The organism is Cardinium endosymbiont cEper1 of Encarsia pergandiella, assembly GCF_000304455.1.
Taxonomy (GTDB): Bacteria; Bacteroidota; Bacteroidia; order Cytophagales; family Amoebophilaceae; genus Cardinium.
Genome location: NC_018605.1, coordinates 384,254 through 407,178 on the forward strand (window position 1 = coordinate 384,254; position 22,925 = coordinate 407,178).

Annotated in this window: 19 protein-coding genes, 3 tRNA genes and 1 pseudogene; 13 read left to right on the forward strand and 10 right to left on the reverse strand. The window is 36.9% G+C overall.

The annotated features are described in order from the left end of the window. Nucleotides 1-11 precede the first annotated feature (11 nt). Both AL022_RS01675 and AL022_RS01680 read right to left on the reverse strand, forming a co-directional pair. A tRNA-Ala gene (locus AL022_RS01675) sits at nt 12-88 on the reverse strand. A gap of 56 nt (nt 89-144) precedes the next feature. After that, on the reverse strand, nt 145-1,635 hold the full coding sequence (locus AL022_RS01680; RefSeq protein ID WP_014934518.1) for a glycine--tRNA ligase: 1,491 nt from the start codon (nt 1,633-1,635) through the stop codon (nt 145-147). 234 nt (nt 1,636-1,869) lie between these two features. On the opposite strand from AL022_RS01680, the gene AL022_RS01685 reads away from it, so the two are divergent. After that, nucleotides 1,870-2,646, forward strand: a complete 777-nt coding sequence (locus AL022_RS01685) for a UDP-2,3-diacylglucosamine diphosphatase (protein ID WP_014934519.1) — start codon at nt 1,870-1,872, stop codon at nt 2,644-2,646. 81 nt (nt 2,647-2,727) lie between these two features. Continuing rightward, a complete protein-coding gene (mreB, locus tag AL022_RS01690; protein ID WP_041546232.1) occupies nt 2,728-3,759 on the forward strand; it encodes a rod shape-determining protein in 1,032 nt (343 codons plus the stop codon). 275 nt (nt 3,760-4,034) lie between these two features. Here the strand turns inward: mreB and AL022_RS01695 are convergent, their stop codons facing one another. The 4 genes from AL022_RS01695 to AL022_RS01710 all read right to left on the reverse strand — a co-directional run bounded on the left by AL022_RS01695 (nt 4,035) and on the right by AL022_RS01710 (nt 6,920). Then, nucleotides 4,035-5,252: an IS3 family transposase gene (locus AL022_RS01695; RefSeq protein WP_014934521.1), complete on the reverse strand. Its 1,218-nt coding sequence runs from the start codon at nt 5,250-5,252 to the stop codon at nt 4,035-4,037. Nucleotides 5,253-5,480: 228 nt separating this feature from the next. Next, a complete protein-coding gene (locus AL022_RS01700) occupies nt 5,481-6,098 on the reverse strand; it encodes a phosphatase PAP2 family protein (protein WP_083851390.1) in 618 nt (205 codons plus the stop codon). A gap of 20 nt (nt 6,099-6,118) precedes the next feature. Next, a complete protein-coding gene (gene trmD / locus AL022_RS01705; protein ID WP_014934523.1) occupies nt 6,119-6,796 on the reverse strand; it encodes a tRNA (guanosine(37)-N1)-methyltransferase TrmD in 678 nt (225 codons plus the stop codon). Between the two features lie 49 nt (nt 6,797-6,845). Further along, a tRNA-Met gene (locus AL022_RS01710) sits at nt 6,846-6,920 on the reverse strand. Nucleotides 6,921-7,001: 81 nt separating this feature from the next. Between AL022_RS01710 and AL022_RS01715 the strand changes: the two genes are divergently transcribed. From AL022_RS01715 to AL022_RS01740, 6 genes are all read left to right on the forward strand, one after another. After that, nucleotides 7,002-8,513: an LptF/LptG family permease gene (locus AL022_RS01715; protein ID WP_014934524.1), complete on the forward strand. Its 1,512-nt coding sequence runs from the start codon at nt 7,002-7,004 to the stop codon at nt 8,511-8,513. A 263-nt stretch (nt 8,514-8,776) separates the two neighbouring features. Next, nucleotides 8,777-9,265, forward strand: coding sequence for a helix-turn-helix domain-containing protein (locus AL022_RS01720; protein ID WP_041546071.1), 489 nt, complete (start codon nt 8,777-8,779; stop codon nt 9,263-9,265). A 249-nt stretch (nt 9,266-9,514) separates the two neighbouring features. Then, entirely contained in the window at nt 9,515-9,979 is a 465-nt protein-coding gene (locus AL022_RS01725) for a helix-turn-helix domain-containing protein (protein ID WP_014934526.1), read from the forward strand. 284 nt (nt 9,980-10,263) lie between these two features. Further along, nucleotides 10,264-11,145 carry a pyridoxal 5'-phosphate synthase lyase subunit PdxS gene (gene pdxS, locus AL022_RS01730; RefSeq protein ID WP_014934527.1) on the forward strand — a complete coding sequence of 294 codons (882 nt, stop codon included), beginning with the start codon at nt 10,264-10,266 and terminating at the stop codon, nt 11,143-11,145. Between the two features lies 1 nt (nt 11,146). Beyond that, nucleotides 11,147-11,698 (forward strand): pyridoxal 5'-phosphate synthase glutaminase subunit PdxT, encoded by a 552-nt coding sequence (pdxT, locus tag AL022_RS01735; RefSeq protein ID WP_014934528.1) that lies wholly within the window; start codon nt 11,147-11,149, stop codon nt 11,696-11,698. A 52-nt stretch (nt 11,699-11,750) separates the two neighbouring features. Further along, nucleotides 11,751-12,161, forward strand: a complete 411-nt coding sequence (locus AL022_RS01740) for a hypothetical protein (RefSeq protein ID WP_041546074.1) — start codon at nt 11,751-11,753, stop codon at nt 12,159-12,161. 56 nt (nt 12,162-12,217) lie between these two features. On the opposite strand, the gene trpS is transcribed toward AL022_RS01740, so the two are convergent. Together trpS and pssA are read right to left on the reverse strand one after the other, a co-directional pair. Next, complete coding sequence (gene trpS / locus AL022_RS01745) at nt 12,218-13,210, reverse strand: tryptophan--tRNA ligase (protein ID WP_014934530.1); 993 nt, start codon at nt 13,208-13,210, stop codon at nt 12,218-12,220. 23 nt (nt 13,211-13,233) lie between these two features. Further along, a complete protein-coding gene (gene pssA, locus AL022_RS01750) occupies nt 13,234-13,920 on the reverse strand; it encodes a CDP-diacylglycerol--serine O-phosphatidyltransferase (protein ID WP_101677503.1) in 687 nt (228 codons plus the stop codon). A gap of 418 nt (nt 13,921-14,338) precedes the next feature. Between pssA and AL022_RS01755 the strand changes: the two genes are divergently transcribed. Beyond that, nucleotides 14,339-14,411: transfer RNA gene (locus tag AL022_RS01755), tRNA-Phe, on the forward strand. Between the two features lie 169 nt (nt 14,412-14,580). Continuing rightward, nucleotides 14,581-17,736, forward strand: coding sequence for a preprotein translocase subunit SecA (gene secA / locus AL022_RS01760; protein ID WP_014934533.1), 3,156 nt, complete (start codon nt 14,581-14,583; stop codon nt 17,734-17,736). 116 nt (nt 17,737-17,852) lie between these two features. Here the strand turns inward: secA and AL022_RS04660 are convergent. Both AL022_RS04660 and recA read right to left on the reverse strand, forming a co-directional pair. Then, nucleotides 17,853-17,962, reverse strand: a pseudogene (locus AL022_RS04660) (IS5-like element ISCca3 family transposase); the annotation flags it as partial. 152 nt (nt 17,963-18,114) lie between these two features. Next, nucleotides 18,115-19,134, reverse strand: a complete 1,020-nt coding sequence (recA, locus tag AL022_RS01765) for a recombinase RecA (RefSeq protein ID WP_014934534.1) — start codon at nt 19,132-19,134, stop codon at nt 18,115-18,117. A 340-nt stretch (nt 19,135-19,474) separates the two neighbouring features. On the opposite strand from recA, the gene AL022_RS01770 reads away from it, so the two are divergent. The 3 genes from AL022_RS01770 to AL022_RS01780 all read left to right on the forward strand — a co-directional run bounded on the left by AL022_RS01770 (nt 19,475) and on the right by AL022_RS01780 (nt 22,672). Further along, a complete protein-coding gene (locus AL022_RS01770) occupies nt 19,475-21,724 on the forward strand; it encodes a BamA/TamA family outer membrane protein (RefSeq protein WP_148269033.1) in 2,250 nt (749 codons plus the stop codon). Between the two features lie 71 nt (nt 21,725-21,795). Continuing rightward, complete coding sequence (locus AL022_RS01775) at nt 21,796-21,999, forward strand: hypothetical protein (protein WP_014934536.1); 204 nt, start codon at nt 21,796-21,798, stop codon at nt 21,997-21,999. After that, the gene (locus tag AL022_RS01780; protein WP_041546078.1) at nt 21,986-22,672 is read left to right on the forward strand and encodes a nicotinamide mononucleotide transporter family protein; all 687 of its coding nucleotides are present in this window, start codon (nt 21,986-21,988) and stop codon (nt 22,670-22,672) included. The genes AL022_RS01775 and AL022_RS01780 overlap by 14 nt, the downstream gene beginning before the upstream one ends. The last annotated feature ends 253 nt before the right edge of the window (nt 22,673-22,925 follow it).

Below are 22,925 nucleotides of genomic sequence, written 5' to 3' on the forward strand. Positions count from 1 at the left end.
AGGCTTTTATCTGGTGGAGAATGGGGGATTCGAACCCCCGACCTTCTCGATGCCATCGAGACACTCTAGCCAACTGAGCTAATTCCCCTAGGAATAGGTACGCTGCAACGATACCACTATTTCTTCAATAAACCAAGTGTAACTCTAGTTTTTTAGTGGTAATAGGAGTGATTTTATAGCCGTTTTGGTATGTAAGTGATGGGCTATTTCAGCCATCTGGATCCGGTATTGTGCCATAGAATCACGTTCACGTATGGTAACGGTTTCATCTTCTAATGTCTGGTAATCAATTGTAATACAATAAGGTGTACCGATAAGATCTTGTCGGGTATACCGCTTGCCAATAGATTGGGTAGCTTCATATACAACGCGAAAATCATATTTCAACTCATCAAACAATGCTAGCGCTTTTTCAGCCAATCCATCCTTTTGTACCAGTGGAAAAATAGCTGCTTTAACAGGTGCCAATGGAGGTGGAAATTTTAAATAGGTTCTGCTGGTCTTTTCTGGTCCATTTGTTAAATGGTTCTCTTTTTCTAAACCATTACTCAATAGCATTAAAACCAATCGGTCAAGGCCTACAGACGTCTCTATAACGTAGGGTATGTAACTCTTTTTGGTATCAGGATCGAAGTATTGTAATTTCTTTTTAGCATGGTATGCATGGCTCTTTAGGTCAAAGTCTGTTCTCGAGTGAATGCCTTCTACCTCTTTAAAGCCAAATGGGAAAGCATATTCGATATCCACTGCAGCGGCTGCATAATGGGCCAGTTGCTTATGGGGATGTATATGGATCTTTTGCGGATTGATACCCAGGCGGCCATACCAATGCGTACGGGTTTCTTGCCAATAGTCAAACCATTTTTTTTCTGTTCCAGGTTGGATAAAAAATTGCATTTCCATTTGCTCAAACTCACGCATACGGAACGTAAATTGACGGGCTACAATCTCATTGCGAAAGGCTTTACCCACTTGGGCAATCCCAAAGGGAATTTTCATCCGTGCTGTTTTTTGAACATTCAAAAAGTTTACAAAAATACCTTGCGCCGTTTCTGGTCGTAAATAGATGGTCGTAGCATCATTTTGTGCACCCATCCGCGTAGCAAACATAAGATTAAATTGACGCACAGGGGTCCAATGAGCGGTCTTAGATAGGGGGCATACAATCGTAAAGGCTTGCAGCAGTTGATCTAACCCAGATAGGTCAGCCGTTTGTAAACAGCCTTCCATCTGCGTGATTAGGACTTTTGCTTCAGCCGACTTTCCTTGGGCAACCAATTGCGCAGCATGTTCCTCTATCAGTAGATCGACACGGTAGCGCTTTTGGGAGTCTTTATTGTCTACCATTGGGTCTGTAAAACCATCTATATGACCGGAGGCTTTCCAAGTAGTAGGATCCATCATAATGGCTGCATCAATCCCTACAATATTTTGATGCCATTGGGTCATGCTTTGCCACCAAAAGTTTTGTAGATTCCGTTTTAATGCCACGCCATAAGGACCATAATCATAAATGGACTGTAAACCATCATAAATTTCACTAGACGGGTAAATAAATCCATAAGCTTGTGCATGCGCAATCAATTCTTTAAAGCTATGATTGGATTGGTTCAAAGCACTATCTATAGTAGACATTTATCTATTTAGTTTAAGATGTAAAGTGGTATAGGTTTCCTAAGCATATAGAACGAAAGCGGGATGGCTTGGGTAAGTGCAAAGCTAATGATTTTTTGGTTAAATTAAAGGGCTATCTTATGTTGCTACCTAAAAAAACATAAGCTTTGTTTGGATGGCGATGCCACCATTTCATTTAAAGTAACATTTGGACATTTTCTGACCTTAAGGATACAACTTTATTAGCTTATAGCTTTGATACACATACCTAAAATAGAGAAAAAAATTTTTTTTATATCCGATGTACATTTACCACTTCGCCCGAGTGGTATAAATCGTCCTCCTAAACGAGAGGATAAAATAATAGCTTGGCTAGAGGCTATTAAGCCACAAGCACAAGCACTATTTTTACTGGGCGATATTTTTGATTTTTGGTTTGAATATAAATATCTTGTGCCCAAAGGGGCGATTCGATTTCAAGCAACACTTGGGGCATTTTATAAAGCAGGCATACCTGTCTATTTTTTTTTAGGAAACCATGATGGTTGGTCTATAGACTACCTTACACAAGAATGTGGGGTACAGTTGTTTAGGAAACCAGCATCCATTACGCTTTCTGATAAGCGATTTTTAGTTGGTCATGGTGATACGATTAACCCTACTACACGTTATAAGCTATTGCACAGATTATATCATAGTGATTGGCTCCAATTTTTTGTGCGAATGTTACCAGCTGATTGGATATACGGCACCATAGATTGGTATTTTACAAAAAAAAAAGGTAGATTGCCCTGTTGCAAACATATGAATGATGCGCCTTCTTTTTTCGAAAAAAAGGACCCTATATTTCAGTATTGCAAGGATCGAATAGAACCTTTTAATCACCACGAATTTTATATATTTGGTCATACACATTGTCCATATATAAAGGCGTTAAACGATTCAAGCAGCTATTGTAATTTGGGAGATTGGGTTTCGCATGATACCTATGCTTGCTTTGATGGCGTAGCGCTTTCATTGCATAAATTTTAACGCTATAACCTAAGCATTGAATAGATGCTACTAAAAATTTTTAATGGATACAAACGCATCAATCTGTTGGGTATAAGTTATATGGGAATTTTGAAATATTTTTACATAGATATCGCTGTCGATCTAGGAACAGCCAATACTTTAATTATACACAACGATAAAATTGTTGTAGATGAACCCTCTATTATAGCAATAGATAGACATACCAATAAGATGATAGCAGTAGGGAAGGCGGCTATGCAAATGCATGAAAAGACACATGATACGATAAAGACCATTAAACCCCTTAGAGATGGTGTAATTGCAGATTACCATGCAGCAGAGCTTATGATTCAAGGTATGATCAAAATGTTGTCTAAAAGAAAATTAGGTTTGTTTACTCCATTCTTTAACAGAATTATCATTTGTATCCCATCTGGTACCACTGATGTGGAAAAACGGGCTGTTCGAGACTCTGCTGCCCATACAGGTGCCAAAGAGGTGTATATGGTTTATGAGCCTATAGCGGCGGCTATAGGCATAGGCGTAAACATTGGAGAGCCTGTTGGCTGTATGATTGTGGACATTGGTGGTGGCACAACAGAAATAGCCGTTATCTCTTTATCTGGGATTGCCTGTGATCAATCTATTAAAGTGGCAGGCAATGCTTTTAATAAGGATATACTGGACTATATGCGCAAGCAGCATAATCTAGTGATTGGAGAGCGTACAGCAGAACAAATTAAAATAGCTGTTGGGGCAGTTTGGATGGATCTATTGGAACCACCAGCTGATTACGCAGTACATGGCAAAGACCTTATGACCGGTATTCCGAATATTATATCCGTAAGCTATAGAGAAATAGCGGTTGCTTTAGAGGAGTCGGCTGTAAAAATTGACGATGCGGTCCTAAAGGCATTGGAAATGGCGCCACCTGAATTGGCTTCTGATATATACAAGAATGGCATCCATTTAACAGGAGGGGGAGCCTTATTGCGCGGTTTAGATAAACGGTTGCATAATATAACGAAGCTGCCTGTCCATGTTGCAGAAGAGCCTTTACAAGCCGTAGTGCGTGGTACCGGCATTGCTTTAAAAAATATAGAAAGCTATCGCAGTATACTGATGAATTAGTAGCGTGTGGGATTTGTCCATAACTTCATATACCTCAGCATGTGGTTTATCAAAAAAATATTTGCATCTTTTTGCATAATATTGTAGCATCGCATTTTTATCCCATAGCATCCTCCATGCTACCGTTTAACCTATGGCTTTCGAGGAAGTACTATCAGTTGCTTTAAAAGAGAATTGCTCGGCTTGTAATAAATGAACTATTTTGATGAGTCTACTAAGCCTTCCCTATCACCACTCTTGAAGTCTATAGTGGACCGAAAAAATCGGACAAAGTTTTATAAATTTTGTTTCCGTGTTATTTCTGCTTTAGCGTATTGATTTTTTACATGTGTAAGATAGACGTTCATAGGTTTTTGATATTTAATACTAGAATGAAATCTGTTGTAATTATATTTATGCATGTAATCGTTAATGCCCTGTTTAATCTCTTTAATATTTTTAAAGTCATTTATAAACAAGCAGTTATATTTTATTGTTCTAAAAAAACGCTCTATAACTACATTATCAATACTTCTACCTTGCCCATTCATTGATATTTTAATACCATACTTTTTTAACAATTGTATGTGACCATGACTGGTATATTGACTTCCATGATCGCTATTAAAGTACTCTGGAGCAGGATATTTGCTAAGAGCTTCTTCTAAAATATCTGTTACAAGTGTTGTATCCATACTGTTAGATACTTTATAGCTCAATATAGCCTTACTATGCCAGTCTATTATAGCTGCAAAATAGATAAATCCATTATTAGTTTTAATATAAGTTATATCCCCGCTCCAAACCTGATTTGATTTAGGTACATAAAGACGCCTGGTCTGACCAGAGGAAAACCAATACTTATCTAGTAAATAACCATGTGCTTTATATTTAGAAGACTTAAAAGAAGTAAAAACTTTTTTACGCGGATAAACAGCACATAAGCCCATTCTACGCATATAATGTAGCACACGATTTTTTCCTATAGACAAACCATCTTCTAATAACTGGTTATATATATAACGGTATCCGTATTCTGGATGATCGATATAAATATCAGCTATTTTATTGATAAGCTCCTTATTAAAACTATCTTCTATACTAGATTTATAATATAAAAAAGAACGATTAATCGATAATAATTTACATTGTCTTGCCTTAGGTAAATGAGTAAGCTTGGATTCGACAAGACCTTTTTTACTTAATAAGTCCAAGCTCTTTAGCTTTCCCACTGCCCAGTCCCGCTCAACTGTAGTTTTACCTAATGTCTTGGCTAAGGAATCATTTTCATCCTTTAAATGAGCTATTTCATCTTTGTATGCACTAACAACTTTGGATGGATCAAAAGCTAAATAAGCATGCTCCATAAACTGATGTTTCCAATTTTGAAGTGTTTTGCTAGTTACTCCATACTTGGACGATAACTCTACTAACGTCAATTCTTCTTTTAATAAATCTAAGACTATTTTAGTCTTCTCTACTGAACTAAACTTTCTAACCTTTTTTCTTCCCATTTTATAAACTCGTTTGTGAAATAATAAAACTAGTACAATACGAAACAAAGTATCTAATTTTCTGTCCGATTTTTTCGGTCCACTATAGTCGGATCTTTTATAATTCTCTTTTTGAATAACAAAATAAGCTATATGTAACGGTGTATTTTAATTCCTTTAGATTAGGTGGTAACAAGGTATTTGATCATTGTTCAAATGTTGTGGAATGCTAGTGGAGATGCATTCTATTTAGCTTTTGTATCTATAGCCATTGGTTGCTTTTTGATAGGCTGCATGCATCAATAGTCCTATGCAGCAGCCCACTACACCACCTGCGAAAACATCCAGTGGATAGTGTACCCCGCCATATATTCGACCATATGAAATAATAGTAGCCCAGATAAAAAATAAGTAACTAAATTTATACTTATTTTTAAAAATGCGCCAAAAAAGCATCGCAAAAGCATATGTATTACTCGCATGAGAGGATGGGAAACCATATAGACCCTGATAGGTACCAATAAGATGAACCTCTGCAATGGGCAGCATGCAACAAGGCCGATATCTTGCAAAAAGTGGTTTAAGCCATGTGGCAGAACATTGATCTGCTATAATAATGGTCAAGATAAAGCAGATCACACCATTCCATCCCAGTGCTTTTTTAATCAACCATATAAGCAAAATATAAAGTGGAATCCAAAAAAAAGTGCTGGTTACTAGTATAAAAAATAAATCCATGCTGCAATGGTGCCATTGGTTTAGTACAAGAAACAATGCTTGATCCAAGCTATACACAATGGTTAAGATCAATGGGTTAAACCGTATGGACGGCATCTCATCCATCATGTATTGATTGGTTATGCACATAACACATAAGAAGTGTCTTGCTAATGTTTCAGTAGATCTGGTCTTCTTTTTTTTGTTCTGTCTATTTTTTCTTGCTGGATCCACTCCTGAATAGCTTTGTGATTACCAGAGCATAATACATCTGGAACTTTTTTACCCTCAAAATTGTAAGGTCTTGTATAAGCAGGTGGTGCTACACATCCATCTTGAAAAGAGTCGGTCAGTGCAGAAGAAGCGTCTGATATAACACCTGGTATAACCCGAACCATCGCGTCTGCTAAGATGAGTGCAGGGAGTTCTCCCCCAGAAAGGACGTAGTCCCCAATACTGATTTCTAGGGTAATAAAGTGTTCACGTATGCGTTCATCTATCCCTTTATAATGGCCACACAATAGCATCAAATGTTGCTTGAGTGAACATTTATTGACAAGATTTTGATCCAATGGCTCGCCATCTGGAGCCATATATATAACCTCATCATACTGTCTTTGTTTTTGCAGTGCTCTAATACAATTCGCAACTGGCTCTATCATTAACAACATCCCAGCAGCGCCACCATAGAGTTGATCATCAATTTTACCATGTTTACATGAAGTATACGCACGCAAGTTATGTAGGTGGATCGAAAGCAGCTGCTGTGCTATAGCCCTTTGAAAGATAAAATGTTTAAGTGGGCTTTCAAATAACTGAGGACAACAGGTTATAATATCAATTCTCATCCAAATAGGGAAAACAGGTCATAAACCGCAACCATATAAAAAAGAGATGTAGCGAGGAGGGGAGTTGAACCCCTGACCTTCGGGTTATGAATCCGACGCTCTAAACCGCCTGAGCTACCTCGCCATAGATTATCTTTATTAGGTTGTATAGGTAATAGGAAATTGTACTTATATTTACTGTAAAGTTAGCCACAAATTCACAAAAATGAGCAATATTTTTATCAAAAAAATTGATAAGCTACTATTACGCACCTTTATACCCACCTTTCTGCTATTGCTTGTGCTGGTACTTTTTGTATTGGTTATACAAGCTTTTTTTATATCTTTTAGTGGAATTTCAGGTAAAGGGTTGGGCATGGATATCTATATAAAGTTGTTTTATTACTTATCTTTATCTGCATTACCTGAAGTGTTTCCTATTGCCATTCTAATAACCTCTCTTATGGTTTTTGGTAACCTTTCTGAAAGCTTTGAATTAACTGCTATGCGTTCTGTAGGCCTTTCGTTACAACGTATCCTACGGTTTCCTTTTATATTTATTCTTTTTTTAAGTGCATGGTTCTTCTATTTTCGGAACTATATTCATCCAAATAGTAAGCCTAAAATATTTGGTTTAGTTGAAGATATTTGTGCAAAAAAATCTACTTTGTTTATTCAAGAAGGTATTATTTGTAATAATATACCAGGATATAGTATTCGGGTAGACAAAAAAAAAATAGATAACGAGCATATGGAAGGCATTATAGTCTATGACTATACCAAAAGATATGGAACCGTTTCTATAACCATTGCAGAGGAAGGTAGACTCTACACTACACCAGACAAAGGCTATTTGGTCATGGAACTGACCAATGGACATAATTATCTAGAGCCTTTGCCTGCTAAAAATAATCATGGGGATCAAAAACCATCTTTTTATAGAAATCATTTTTCAAATCAAAAAATAAGGATTAGCTTGGAAGCTTTGAAATTTGGCAAAACAAATGAAGAGTATGCATATGATGCAAGAACAAGAACCCCTCCACACCTCAAAAAAATGATTAAAGAAAGGGGGAAGCAAGTGGTTCACTGGGAGCAAAAGATTAAAAAGTTGCTTGCAGAACAGGCTATTCGGTACCATTCTGTAGAACAACCTAACGCGGTATTAGATGCGTATACAGATGCTGATTTTATATTATTTAGAGACCAACTTATAGCTCATAAAATCCATACAAATATAGCCTCTAATGGTCAGCCCAATGACTATATCTTGCAAAGGATTGTTCAAGAGGCCTTGCATAACGTAAAGAAGATAACCCATAGGTTAATGATGCAAGAAGATAATAGAAACTTATTTAATACAGCATTAAATGAAGCTTTATATGAACGAGAAATTCGATTTGCAGTAGTTATACAATGTGTTATTATATTTTTGTTAGGTAGTTCTCTAGGTTGCCTTATTAGGCGAGGTGGTTTTGGAATTTCTGTAATGATTAGCTTCTTTTTTATACTGCTGCAGCATATTCTTTCTATGGTTGGAAGAGATTTGGCAATCGCAAATACCTGCTCTATGTTTATCTGTGTTTGGTTGCCTAATTTCGTATTGTTGTTTTTTTCTGGCTTGTTTTTAATAAAAGCACAGCATGGTAGAGGATTATCCTCAATCAATTGGCATGCTTTGTATACAAAAATTAAAAGAACATTCAGCAGTAAAATCAATAGGGTACCCAGTGCATAACGCATTCAATCTATCACCTTGGCCAACTCTCTACAAGCGTCTGTACAACAACTATTGTTTAACCGCAATCTAACCTACTAAATCTATTTTCAATTTGTTTTTGAAAAAAAACAAACCTAACTTTCACTAAAATAAGGTTTTTTTCTAAAAGTATAGTTAACAATATTGATACAATATATGTGCATTTTATTGTCAGTTGTATCAACACATTTAAGCAAAAATGGTGCTTTTTTGTATCTCTCATCGTTACTTATATTGCGTTTATGGAACAGCTCACAGAAAAGCATAAAGGGGAAATAGTTAAAAAAGCCATTAAAAAAACTGGTTATCAAATGAAAGTAGTGGCGGAGCGATTAGGTATTGTCCGTAATACCCTTTATACCAAATTAAAGCAAGCAGAGTTAGAGGATTCCTTTATCATACGTGTGGGCAATATCATACACTACGACTTTTCTGACGTTTTTCCAGAAGTGTATAAAAGAGTAGCTGCTAAATTTACAAATAGCTTTGAGCGCATCTATCCAGATAAGTCTGTAGTAGTTCCTGACGCGGATGAATTGCCACTTTATGACCATCTATATAAAAATCCATATTTCTTTAAATTACACGCTTTAAGCGAAAAATATATAAAGCTCATGGAGGATTACGATAAACTTTTTAAAGTTTTAATTCTTTTAGTCAATAACAACGAGTCGGTAGACCTTAAAAAGGAAATGATAAAGTTTATAGAAAATGAAAGAAAAGAAGATTAAATAAAAGAAAAATATCCCCATTTGCTATAGCCTGTTTATAGAGATTTATCTGAAGCGCATAGGCCTCCAATAGTCATTTTCAATTTTAGCATAAAACAACAAACTTAATTTTGTAAGTTACGATTTTATTATTTTTATATATTTATCAATTTTTATACAATATTTGTACATTTAATGAGCAAGTTTATATAAACTTATTCTGTAAATATACTATTTTTTGTTTTATTTTCAGATATTTATATTCTAGTCATGGAACAACATAAAGGAAAAATAGTGGAAGAGGCTATTAAGAAGAGTGGTTTTCGAATGAAAGCATTGGCTAGTAAGCTAGGTATTGCCCGTAATACGCTTTATAATAAGCTAAAAGAAGCGGATATAAAAGAAGCCTTTATTATACAGATTGGTAAAATAATACACTATGATTTTGCCAATGATTTTCCAAATATACATGCAAAAAATAAAAAACAAGATGAAGATGAAAGCCGTCCTTACGTCCCTAAGGGAGATGGATATAAGTATAGCGATGAGTCAAATGATATGATAAGCGACCCCTATTTTATTCGATTGGAGAAGTTGAATAAAAAATATTTGCGACTGATGGAAGATTACACTAAGCTTTTAAAAATTTTAGTTGTATTGGCCAATAATAACGAGTTGGAGGGGGTTAAGCAAGAGATTATAACATTCATAGACCATCAAGAACGGGAAGATTAAAAATATCCGTCCACTGGTATAGCGGAGGTTGCTGCTTATCCTACTTTAGGCCTACTTGTTGCGCATCATTATGGAAACGATAAACTTTAGAGATCAACCTTTGGATTTGAGACTTTAAGTTATATCGAATTTAGTATGTAGTTACTTATTATTAGGTCTTTAAATAGCGTATAGTATTCATTTTTTAGCCTAATTTTCTTGATGCCATTCAAAAGCAATGGAGTAAATCTTAGACGTTTTGTATCAATACGCCCAACAAAAAACTTAAGTTAAGATAATTCAAAATGATGGATCAACCAATAAATTTAAAAACAGGGCTTGCTGAAATGCTAAAAGGCGGTGTCATTATGGATGTTACCACTTCAGATCAAGCAAAAATAGCAGAAGACGCAGGTGCCGTTGCTGTAATGGCTTTGGAGCGGGTTCCTTCCGATATTCGGGTACAAGGTGGAGTGGCTCGTATGAGTGATGTCCAGAAGATACGAGAAATCATGGAAGCTGTTTCTATTCCAGTTATGGCTAAAGTTCGTATTGGTCACTTTGTTGAAGCAGAAATATTAGAAGCATTAGAGGTTGATTTTATCGATGAGAGTGAGGTTTTGACACCAGCAGATGGCGCCTTTCATATTAATAAACATCCGTTTAAAGTTCCCTTTGTCTGCGGGTGTTGCAATGTAGGAGAAGCGCTGCGTCGAATTGGAGAAGGAGCAGCCCTTTTACGCACAAAAGGGGAGGCCGGCACAGGAGATGTGATGCAAGCAGTTAAACACATGCGTACTATTCAGCGTCAAATTCGATCCCTTGCTAATTTGAGCAGTGAAGAACTTCAACGCACCTCAAAAGAGTGGGGCGCTCCTCTACATTTGGTCGAAGCAGTTGCAAGGGAAGGTACATTGCCTGTACCTAATTTTGCAGCCGGAGGTATTGCTACTCCAGCAGATGCTGCTTTAATGATGCGTTTAGGGGCAGAAGCCATTTTTGTCGGGTCTGGAATTTTTAAGTCAGAACATCCGAAAAAACGAGCAAGTGCAATTGTACAGGCAACCACCCACTTTCAAGATCCAAATATTCTGGCAAAAGTATCTGAGGCTTTAGGAGCACCTTTATTGGGAACGCCTACTGATCATCTTTCAGAAAAAGAGATCCTTGCTAACAGGGGATATTAAAATGTTTGGAATACTTGCTTTGCAAGGAGGGTTCAACTTGCATCAAAAGGCTTTAGAACGATTCGGTATGCAAAGTCAATTGATCAAAAAACCAGAAGAACTGGGCCAAATCCAGATTTTAATTATTCCTGGAGGAGAATCAACTGCACTCTTGAAACTTATGAAGCCTTTGAACTGGAAAGAAGCCATCATAGCATTTGCGCAACAAGGGAAACTAATTTTGGCCACTTGTGCGGGTCTGATTATCCTATCTCGTCCTACTCCTGTTGCAAGGGACTATCTAGGGCTTATTGATATTGAAGTAAAGCGCAACGCTTATGGTCGGCAAATCAATAGTTTTGTCGGCCTGGGAACTAGTTTATTGGGTCTATCACCCCTCGAAATGGTGTGCATTAGAGCGCCTGAAGTTACTTCTGTAGGTCAAGATGTAGAAGTCCTTGTTTCCTTGGCAGGTAGACCCATGTTGCTTCGTCAAAATAATATTGTCGTAGCTACTTTTCATCCTGAGTTAAGCCCAAACCATTCGTTTTACCATTGGCTTGTTTTGAATTAAATTTTAATTAAAATTTTTGTTTTATATGGTTCCGTTTTTATATTCAAAGTTCATGGTTCCTATTTACTTTTTTTGCTTTCAGACGATAGAAGTAGGATTTGTGGATACCATAGAGTTTAAATACGTTAATCCTACCGTATTTTATCAACATAACTTTCCCGATATTTTAGGCATTTCCCGTGGAGGAGCATGTGACGCTTTTATTTCTGGCGTAAAATGCTGTCCGCCTTTATTAATACCTTGTGGCCTTAAGATACTGGCATTATCTATGAATAAGAATGTTTCTACTAACCGGCTGTTTAAGGTACATGCATGGTTATCGGTCGGTCTGCTGGCAGCAGATTTATTGGTATTGTATACTTTTAATTCCAATAATTCTGATATATATCGTAACCATACCTGGTTGTATCGACTCCATGCAGCAGCGGAACTTGCTTCGCTATCAGTATGTATCTTTTTATGATCTACTCAACTATAGTCATAGATTTTATAAGGCTCTATTCCATACTTCAAGGCCGATTACGTAAATTTAATACGCATCGCTTCTCGTACCATTTCCATCGTTTCTTTTGCCAATTGAGCTGCTTTTGCAGTACCCTGATGTAGTATTTCTTTTACCATGGTAGCATCTAAACAATTTCTTTTTTCTCTGATTGGTGCCAAAAAAAGTTGTAAACTATCGTTTAAGATGTTTTTAATGGCTACATCGCCTAGCCCGCCGCGTCTGTAGTGGACCTTTAAGGAGACAATAGCTTCTTGGTCACTATGAAAAGCATCCAGATAAGCAAATACAACATTGCCTTCTACACGACCAGGATGGCTCGCTTTAATATGATCAGGGTCTGTATACATTTGAAAGACCTTTTGTTTGATCATTTCTGGTGGATCGGAGAGCGCAATGGCATTGCCCAATGATTTACTGCATTTGGATTTGCCATCTATACCTACTAACCTAGATGTTTTACTTAAAACTGCTTTACATTCTTTTAAAACTTTGGTACCATAGATTCTATTAAAGCATCTAACGATTTCATTCGTCTGTTCAATCATCGGCAACTGATCATCCCCAACAGGTACCCATTCTGCTTGAAATAGCGTAATGTCTGCCGCTTGACTAATCGGATAACAGAGAAACCCTAGCGGCATGGCTTCATGGTATCCTTTTTGGTGCATTTCATGTTTTACAGTCGGGTTTCTGCTTAATCTGCTCAAAGTAACAAGATTTAGGTAATAGATCGTTAATTCTGCAATTTCTGGTATGCGAGATTGAATGAAAATAGTGGTTTGGTTGGGATCAATGCCAACACTTAAGTAATCTTTTACAACTTCAATAATATGTTTGGTAATTTTTTCTGGCTGATCAAAATGATCTGTTAAAGCTTGTAGATCTGCCACTAAGATGTACTGGTCGTATGCATGTTGCAGTTGGACTCTGTTCTGTAAGGAGCCTATGTAATGACCTAAATGGAGGCTGCCAGTTGGCCTATCACCGGTTAAAATTTTTTGTTTCATACTTTGGGTAATCGAAGAGTGCTTTATCCAATTTTGGCTTTGTATAAGCCATGTAATATATATAACCAAAGGCTACAAAAAAGTCCTTCAATATGCATTGTGGCGATTAATACTGTACATACCACAATCAAAAAATAGCGCGCTCGATTCGCTTGAAAAGAAAATCCTTGAAATTTTAAAGCTATAAATGGAATATTGGCAACCAATAGATAAGAAAGTAGTATCGTTAATAAAGGCAATACCATCGTCTGGGTTAAGCCATGCACCAAAAAGGGATAAACAGAACGCTCTACCATTATAGGCAATATAGCTATTAGCATCGCATTAGCCGGTGTAGGCAGCCCTATAAATTGATCTACTTGTCTGGGATCTACATTAAACTTAGCTAGCCTAAGCGCAGAAAAGATAATGATGAACAAAGCGCAATAAGGACGATATGGGCAGGTTTCATAGGTTTTAATCAACATATAGCAGATTGCTGCAGGCAGCATGCCAAAAGTAATAAGATCTGCCAATGTATCTAATTGCTTACCAACGGACGATTGCGCACGTAGTAGTTTAGCAGCAAAACCATCTAAAAAATCAAAACAAGCGCCTACAAAGATACTGTAAGCAGCATATATCAAATGGCCGTTTAACGCCAATAAGGTACCTATTGCACCACTGCTTAGGTTTAAAAGCGATAAGCAATTGGGAATATGTTTTTTCATATTTGCATGCATTTAAAATAAAGCATCACGTAATGTTTAATGCTGGATGTTCCTTATAAATATCATCTATTTTTCTGATAATTTCAAGATGCACACAAGAAGTCATTTGCGCTGACCTTTCCAAGTTTGAATCGTTTAAACGGTTACCCCATACTTGGATCATAACTGGCTTAGTGTTAAATCTTCTTAATGAATAAGGCTAACACTATTTTAGTCTTTGCTGATGAACTAAAATGGCTAATTGTATTGCTTCTCATTTGAGGCCCTTCGTTTAACTTGATAAAAATCAAATACAAGAAGATAAAATTAATATTTTTCTCTTCTAATTCTTCAGTCCAGTACACTTTTTTATCTTGAATCTGCTTGTGTAAACATGATAAAATAAGTAACTTGCTACCCTTATTAAAATAACTAATTTGGTGATGTAGCTCAGTCGGTAGAGCATCGGACTGAAAATCCGTGGGCCGGAGGTTCGAGTCCTCTCATCACCGCTTTATGCCTTACATTTAAGCCTAGCACTGATTTCTAAACCTGTTTGGCTTTGATAAGCTACAGCCCTTTTTCGATCCACTTGTCTGTTTAGCATAATGTGGATGGTGGATATAAATAAGTATTAGCTTACCTTTGGTGCCATTTTGTTTTAGCATGACACCAATTTTTATGATCCCTAGTTTTGTACTCACTTATACAAAGATGCTCAATCAACTTTTTACCAGAATTTTTACTTCAAAAAAAGAAAAACAACTCCGTTTTTATAAGCAAAAAGTAGAAGAAATCAACCAAATTTATACATTGTTACAGTCTCTTTCCCATGATGCATTACGGGAAAAAGTTACAGCGATTCGTCAAGAGATAGCTGCCCATTTACAGCCTATTAGGTCTGAAATGGAACAACTCAATAAATCAGCGGATGAACCATTGACCGATGCTTTGGCTATAGCTAACATAAGGATCGACCAATATAAACGATTAGAGCAGTTAAAAAAGCAACACAAAGCAGCATTGGCCACCATTTTAGATCAAGTATTGCCACCTGTTTTTGCCATTGTAAAAGAGACCGCGCGCCGTTTTAGAGATCATAGCGCCTTAAGCGTGTCGTTGCATCCGCATGATCAAGCCATTGCGGCCAGTAAGTCTTATGTGACCATAGAGGGCGATAAAGCCATTTGGCACAATCAATGGCAGGTAAGTGGCCATAGGGTTGTTTGGGAAATGGTACACTACGATGTCCAATTGATAGGCGGAATGGTTTTACACCAAGGAAAAATAGCTGAAATGGCTACAGGCGAAGGTAAGACCTTGATTACAACCTTAGCTGCCTTTTTAAATGCATTAAGCCATCAAGGGGTTCATGTGGTTACCGTCAATGATTACTTGGCCAAAAGAGATGCGGAATGGATGGCACCTATTTTTGAATTTCATGGTTTTACAGTGGATTGTATAGATAACTATATGGCCTACTCTATTGGACGCCAACGTGCCTATCAGGCAGATATTATATTTGGTACCAATAATGAATTTGGCTTTGACTACCTTAGAGATAATATGGTAACAGATGCTAGCGATTTGGTACAACGTGCACACTATTTTGCTATTGTAGATGAGGTTGATTCTGTACTTATTGATGATGCTAGAACACCGCTTATTATTTCAGGTCCCGTAGAAGAGAGTGATGAGCATATTTATAAAGAGTTGGCGCCTAAGATTGCACAATTGTATACACTACAAAAGCAACTAGTGATTAAGCTGCTACAAGAAGCCAAGCAAAAAATAAAAGAAGGCGACATAGAAGCAGGAGGACTTGCCCTTTTTCGTGCCTACAGAGGCTTGCCTAGATATAAACCTTTAATTAAATTCCTTAGTGAAAAAGGCATGCGTCAGATCTTAGATAAGATAGAATCTTACTACATACAAGAAAATGCTAAGATGATGCCTCAAGCCGACGAACCTCTTTTCTTTTCGATTGATGAAAGAAACAACAATGTTGAAATCACTGAAAAAGGGTTGGCTTATTTAACGGAGCAAGAAAAAGATTCTTCCTTTTTTATATTACCAGATGTAGCAGCCCATATTGGAGCTATTGAAAACGACACGACCTTAACCTATGAAGAAAGCATTGCGCAGCGTTCTTATTTTCAACAAGCCTATAAGGTAAAAGCACAACGGATTCATGCCTTGCATCAATTATTAAAAGCCTATTCTTTATTTGAGAAGGATGTGGCCTATATTGTAGCTGAAGGGAAGGTAAAAATTGTAGATGAACAAACCGGTCGGGTATTAGAGGGTCGTAGATATTCAGATGGTCTACATCAAGCCTTAGAAGCAAAAGAGGGGGTTCATATTGAGAAACCTTCTCAGACCTATGCCTCTATTACCCTTCAAAGCTACTTCCATATGTATGATAAGCTAGCCGGTATGACGGGTACAGCTGAAACAGATTCAGAAGAATTTTGGGATATTTATGGTCTTGCGGTAGTACCTGTTCCAACCCATAGGCCATTGTTACGGGAAGACAGGGAAGATAAAATTTACAAAACAGCACGAGAAAAATTTAATGCCATCATTGAAGAAATTGTCGCCTTATCTACTCAAGGACGACCAGTTTTAGTGGGTACTACTTCAGTAGAAATATCTGAATTAGTGAGTAAAATGCTTGATTTCCGCAAAATTTCTCATCAAATTTTAAATGCAAAACATCATCAAAAAGAAGCAGAAATAGTGGCACAAGCCGGTATGGCGGGTACGGTTACGATTGCCACCAATATGGCAGGTCGTGGTACCGATATTAAATTGACCCAAGCTTCAAAAGTAGCCGGTGGGTTGGCTATTATTGGTACGGAACGTCATGAGTCCAGGCGTGTAGATAGACAGTTGCGTGGCCGTTCTGGACGACAAGGCGATCCAGGTTCTTCTCAATTTTTTCTTTCCTTAGAGGATAATTTAATGCGTCTCTTTGGTTCTGATAGAATTGCGGCTATAATGGATAGAATTGGTTTGGAAGAGGGAGAAGTTATTCAGCATAGCATGGTCAGTAGATCTATTGAAAGGGCACAAAAAAAAGTAGAACAGAATAACTTTGCTATGCGCAAACGTTTGTTAGAGTATGACCGTGAGATGGGTACCCATCGCAATGCCGTCTACCAGAGACGGACCCATGCTTTATTAGGCGAAGGCGTTGAAGTGGATATTATGAATATGCTCTACGATACGGTAACCAATATTATAGAGCATGAAAATAGTAAACTAGAGGCAAGCGCTCTAAATCCTATTTTTTTCGCTGTATTTGGCATTTTAGATGCTTTTTCAACATCATTTTTTGTAGGTAAGAAAAAAGAAGCCCTTATAGAAGCTATCTATCAGCGGTTGACAACGCTATATTACGAACGCATGACCACATTGCAAGAAGAGCTGTTTTCCTATTTTAAGCAGTCCATTGTAGGCAGTAATCATCACTTGGAAGCTCCTTTTTTTGACGGTAAAATTTATATTAACGCCACGGTTGATCCTGTTACTTTTATGGCTTCTCGTGGAAGAAAATTAGTTAAAAATTTAGAATGCATCGTTGTGCTTCATGTAATTGATCAACATTGGAAAAGTCATTTGCGCACTATGGACGATTTAAAACAGTCGGTGCAAAATGCTATTTATGAGCGGCAAGACCCTATTATAACCTTTAAGTTTGAAGCTTACCATTTATTTAGAAAATTTATGGCTACGGTAAGTCAAGAAATTATTGCTTTTTTGTTTCATGCTCCGCTTTATGTACAGTTGCCATTGAAGAAGGTTATGGAAGACCCATTGGATAAAAAGGAATAGATAAATTGATAATCAGCAATAAATTAAAAAAGTAAAACCACCCAGTAGTGGCTTTACCTTTTCTTATCAATTGATTTAAAAATTTTGTGCATAGGCTATTTTCGTATTAATATGAGTCGTCTAGGAGTAGGCGTAATCGAAGCATCAACAGCTGCTGAGCCTTCTTTTCTCTAAGCGCAGTCCTGAATCTGCTTAATACACTATGATCTGGAACTAAATTATCCATTCTGGATGGGCCTGTATTAAGCCTTCAACATCTACTATATTACCATTTACCGATGCCTCCATTAGGGGTGTCACCCCATATGGCCCTTTTTTATTTATAGTATCGCTATTCCAAATGAGCCAACTGGCTTGGTAGATCTATACAACGCTGCTTTATATTTTACTAGCCTTATCCATAGCTTGGGCAATTTTTGCTTTAATATCTGCTTCTATTTTCTTAAATAGTTCTGGATGGCCATTTAAGAGCTCCTTGCTGGCCTCTCTTCCTTGGGCGAGTTTATGATCTTCGTAGGAAAACCAGGATCCAGCTTTTTTCACTATACCCAATTCTACACCAATATCAATAAGTTCACCAACTTTAGAAATGCCTTCTCCATAGACAATGTCAAACTCAACCACTCGAAAAGGAGGTGCTACTTTGTTTTTTACAATCTTAACCCGGGTGCGTTTCCCTAATACCCTTCCATCACTCTCCTTTAGTGCGGTTATACTACGAATATCCAGGCGAACAGAGGCATAAAATTTTAATGCGTTGCCACCTGTAGTGGTTTCTGGGTTACCAAATAGCACACCAATTTTTTCCCTAAGTTGATTGATAAAAATGCAAGCACATCCTGTTTTATTAATCGTTCCGGTAAGTTTGCGCAAAGCTTGTGACATCAAACGTGCCTGTAATCCCATTTTGCTATCACCCATGTCCCCCTCTAGTTCACTACGTGGCACTAGTGCGGCTACAGAATCAACAACTAAGATGTCTATGCTACCAGAACGAATCAGATGTTCGGCTATTTCTAGCGCTTGTTCCCCATCATCTGGTTGGGCGATAAGCAAATTTTCTGTATCTATACCCAAACGCTCGGCATAGGTTTTATCAAAAGCATGTTCGGCATCAATAAATGCAGCTAACCCACCTTTCTTTTGCGCCTCTGCAATACAGTGTAAAGAAAGTGTCGTTTTTCCAGAAGATTCTGGTCCATAAATTTCAATAATTCTTCCACGTGGTATCCCACCTACGCCTAGCGCCAGGTCTAAACCCAGAGAGCCTGTGGAAATGACTGGAATATCTACCACATGATTGTCACTTAATCGCATAACTGCTCCCCGGCCATATGTTTTTTCTAACTTGTCAATGGTGATTTGTAACGCTTTTAATTTTTCTGTATGATCCGTCATAGTCTAAGTTTAAAAAAATAAAAAATTCCTAAATTTTTTAGTAGTTTAATGGTATGTGTATCAACAACGCCATTTCCAGTTAAGGCAATAATAGATGATCAATAGGATGTAATCGTCAAGTAAGCCAATAGATCCTTAAACATACTACATTTATGTGACATCCCATCATGATAGCGGTACTTTGTATTGAAGCTATAAGTGTTGTATTATATCTTGTACCTTTGGTAGGTCTTCAAATTTTCATTCTAAATATAAGGTCTTGAAAACGTATTGCTTAGACAAGCAAAAGCTGATTATACAATTTATTTTATATCTATTGCTATCTATTTATGCAAGCTTCTTGCATGCATTTGTTGGTAAATCTGTACCCATTAAAGAAGTAATTATAGGCGTCAACCATATACATAAAAAGGCATTGCAGAAACATTCTATTTACCACCCCTACACTACTTTTTTAGCCATGCCCATTAAAAAATGGCTTTATCAGTGGGGTAATCACCATTTTAATCTTGAAAAGATAAAAAATGAGCGTGCCTCTATTGAAGCAACTTATGGCTACCGAATCCGTACAGCCGCCAGTGAAAAAGAAAAAATTAAACTTATGGCCAAACGGGATAAAGCTATTAAACGAAAAGACAATCTAGCGGCAAATGGGAACCGTCTCATGCGTATGGGTGAAAAACCCTTATACTATGATCCAATCTATGTGCACCATAATGAAAAAATATTTTTAAACTATCTCCATTCCAAAGGCTATTTAGATGCTGAGATTACTACTAAAACTGATTGGCAAAAATCAAGTATACGTGTGACCTATTACATAAAGCCAAAAAATTTATATAAAATTATTTCAACCAAGTTACAAGCAAGCGATCAAATAATCCGCACCCTATTGGCCAACCATAGTAGTGAAAGTTTGATTAAAATAGGCGATCCTTATGCTTATCAAAATTTTGTCAACGAGCAAGAACGTATTCTAAACCTATTGTCAGATAATGGTTATTTTGAATTTAATGAACAATATGTGCACTTTATAGCTGATCGATCAGACCGTGACCATACCATAGCGGTAACTACTGTAGTAGATCTCCCCGATCCTAAAATGGTCTACCATAAAACAAAAATAGGACGTATTGTAGTGGATTTAACGACTCAAAAGGATCACGCTTCGGGTACAACCTGTCTGCTAACCAAAGTATGTCAAGATCTTTATTTTTTAGTTCCATCAGATGGATATCCCTTAGATGACATAGCCACTAAAATACCGCTTCGACCTGGAGATTTGTACAACAAAAGTAAGATTTTAGAAACCTATGAGCGGCTCCATCGAATTGCTATATTTGGCTCTATTGCTATTTTACCCAAGATAGAAGCGGATCAATTGGTCATTTACATTCATGCCAAGCCTGATGAACGGGTACGATTCCAAGCAGAATTTGGGGGGGAATGTGTGGACTTCAACCTTAAGAAACTACGTCCTGCCATCAAATTAAATCCCATTATAAAGCGGGTTGGAGGGCTAGGTATACTGCAGATAGAGGCTAGTATTGCGCGAAGAGAGGAGTTTGTAAACCAAACAGCTTACCAGAATGTTGCCTACGGATTGCGTGGTAAATTTACTACGCCATGCTTTACACTTTTCTTATCAAGAAAAACCAATCTAATGTTGGAAAAGCTTAATCCGAGCACTACTATGACGATCGATTATAGTTTTACTAAAAATTCTGTTTACACTAGCAAAAAAATAGATGCAGCATTAAATTATGATTGGTATAGTAAACAGGTCTTATACCAATGCGTCCCTTTTAAAGTAACATTTGACTACCCCCAAGTTCCAGATGACTCAAAAATAAACCAATCGCATGTAAAATTACCCTCTTGTTTGACTAGCATGGGATGCATATTTACCATACGAGCGGCCACGCCTGCGTTATATTTTAATCCGCTGGTTAGCTACAGATGGATGATTTCAATCGGTATAGAGCATGGAGGGTTCTATGAGCATCTTTTTCTAGTGAAGAAAATTTTACCTAAGGAGATTCAATTGTATAAGTATTTTAAAATTGAGATAGGGTATCGCCATGCCTTTGACCTTACGGCCTATACGACGCTAGTTTACCAAGCTAAATTAGGTGTTGTTAAGGGATACAAAGCAACGGATAAAGTCCCCCTAGACAAACAATATACAATAGGAGGATATGATAGCGTGCGCGCTTGGGATAGAGGAATGGTTGGGCCTGGTCTGTATGAAAGCGAAAAAAATAAACAGGAAGTACAAAAAGGTGATCTGCTTTTACTAGGCAATATAGAACTAGGTCGAAAATTGATTGGCTATTTAGAGGGGGCGCTTTTCTTAGATATAGGCAATACTTGGAAGCTAGGCAAAGATACGCCATTAGAAATGAAATTTAATTTTCATAAATTTTACAAAGCTTTTGCACTAGGAGGTGGTTTTGGATTAAGATTAAATTTCTACAATACTTTTATACTTTGTGGGGATCTGGCATTCCCATTGTATAGACCTTCTTCTGGCAGCAAACTACAAAAGCTGAAACCCATTTTTAATTTAAACATTGGCTACCCTTTTTAAGATTGCCATATACTTGTTATATGAGATAAAATAAGCTATACTCTATACATTTTAAATTAGGAGGTAATCATATGCAGCAAAATACAATAGCACTAAGGTTAAACATTACTGAAGTAAATGTAATTATTAAAGCTTTGTCTGAAAAGCCTTTTCGAGAAGTATATGAATTAATAGGAAAAATTCATGCGCAGTCCAATGCACAACTCAAATCAAGTTGCACGCAACTTCAAACCAATAAATCCATTGATACCCATGATTTACATGATAAAGTATGATGATATATTTTTAATTTTATCTATTCTTGCATTAGATATGCAGATGCATCAACTTTTAGTAGCTACTATGGATGTAGTACAATCGCTCCTCTATCACCCACAAAGGTTATTAGAATTTATCTTAGTAGTTGTATCCATTTTTGCCCATTTTTTAGAAGCACGTCAAAATATTTGGAGCAGAATTTTAGCCTTTCCTATAGCTTTAACGAATATCTATGTTTACTCGGTTAGGCAGCTCTATGGAAAAGTAATCTATAGTATCGTTTTTATATTCTTCAATGCATATGCTTATCTAAGATGGAAAGGAACCTTACATCGAAAATCGGTACAAATTACTAGAATATCCTATAAAATGCTTTTATCTATTACTGGCGTGAGTATGTTGGGTAGTATGGTGTGGACCGTTATAGCATATGTATATCTTAATAAATTCCCATTGATATCTACATATGGCGATACTTGTTATATGTTTTTGGGTTTTATAGATAAGTGGCTGATGTCGCATAAAAAATTAGAACGATGGATCATTGCGGTTTTTCGTTATATCATCTTCTCTTTGACCTGCTATCAAAAGGATGCCATCATACTGAGTATACAGTACCTGATCCTATCACTTATAGCGATTTATGGTCAAATACAATGGTACATATCCTACAAAGCAATGAAAATATAACTGGATCTGGTTTGAGTAGCTAACATCAATAAGATCAGATAGTAATTTACACCAGCTGTTGAATCGCTGGTTTGCCTCTAAAAACCTCTTTATCGTACCCATGTATGGCTATAATCATTATAAGCATGCATGTAATTAGAGAAAAAAACAGTAAATTCGAGGCATTAATCTCCAATGCCTGAACTGTATTGGGATTTTAATAAGGTTTATGGCATAAGTCAATAGACCTGATACATGAATAGTATCCTCTTAT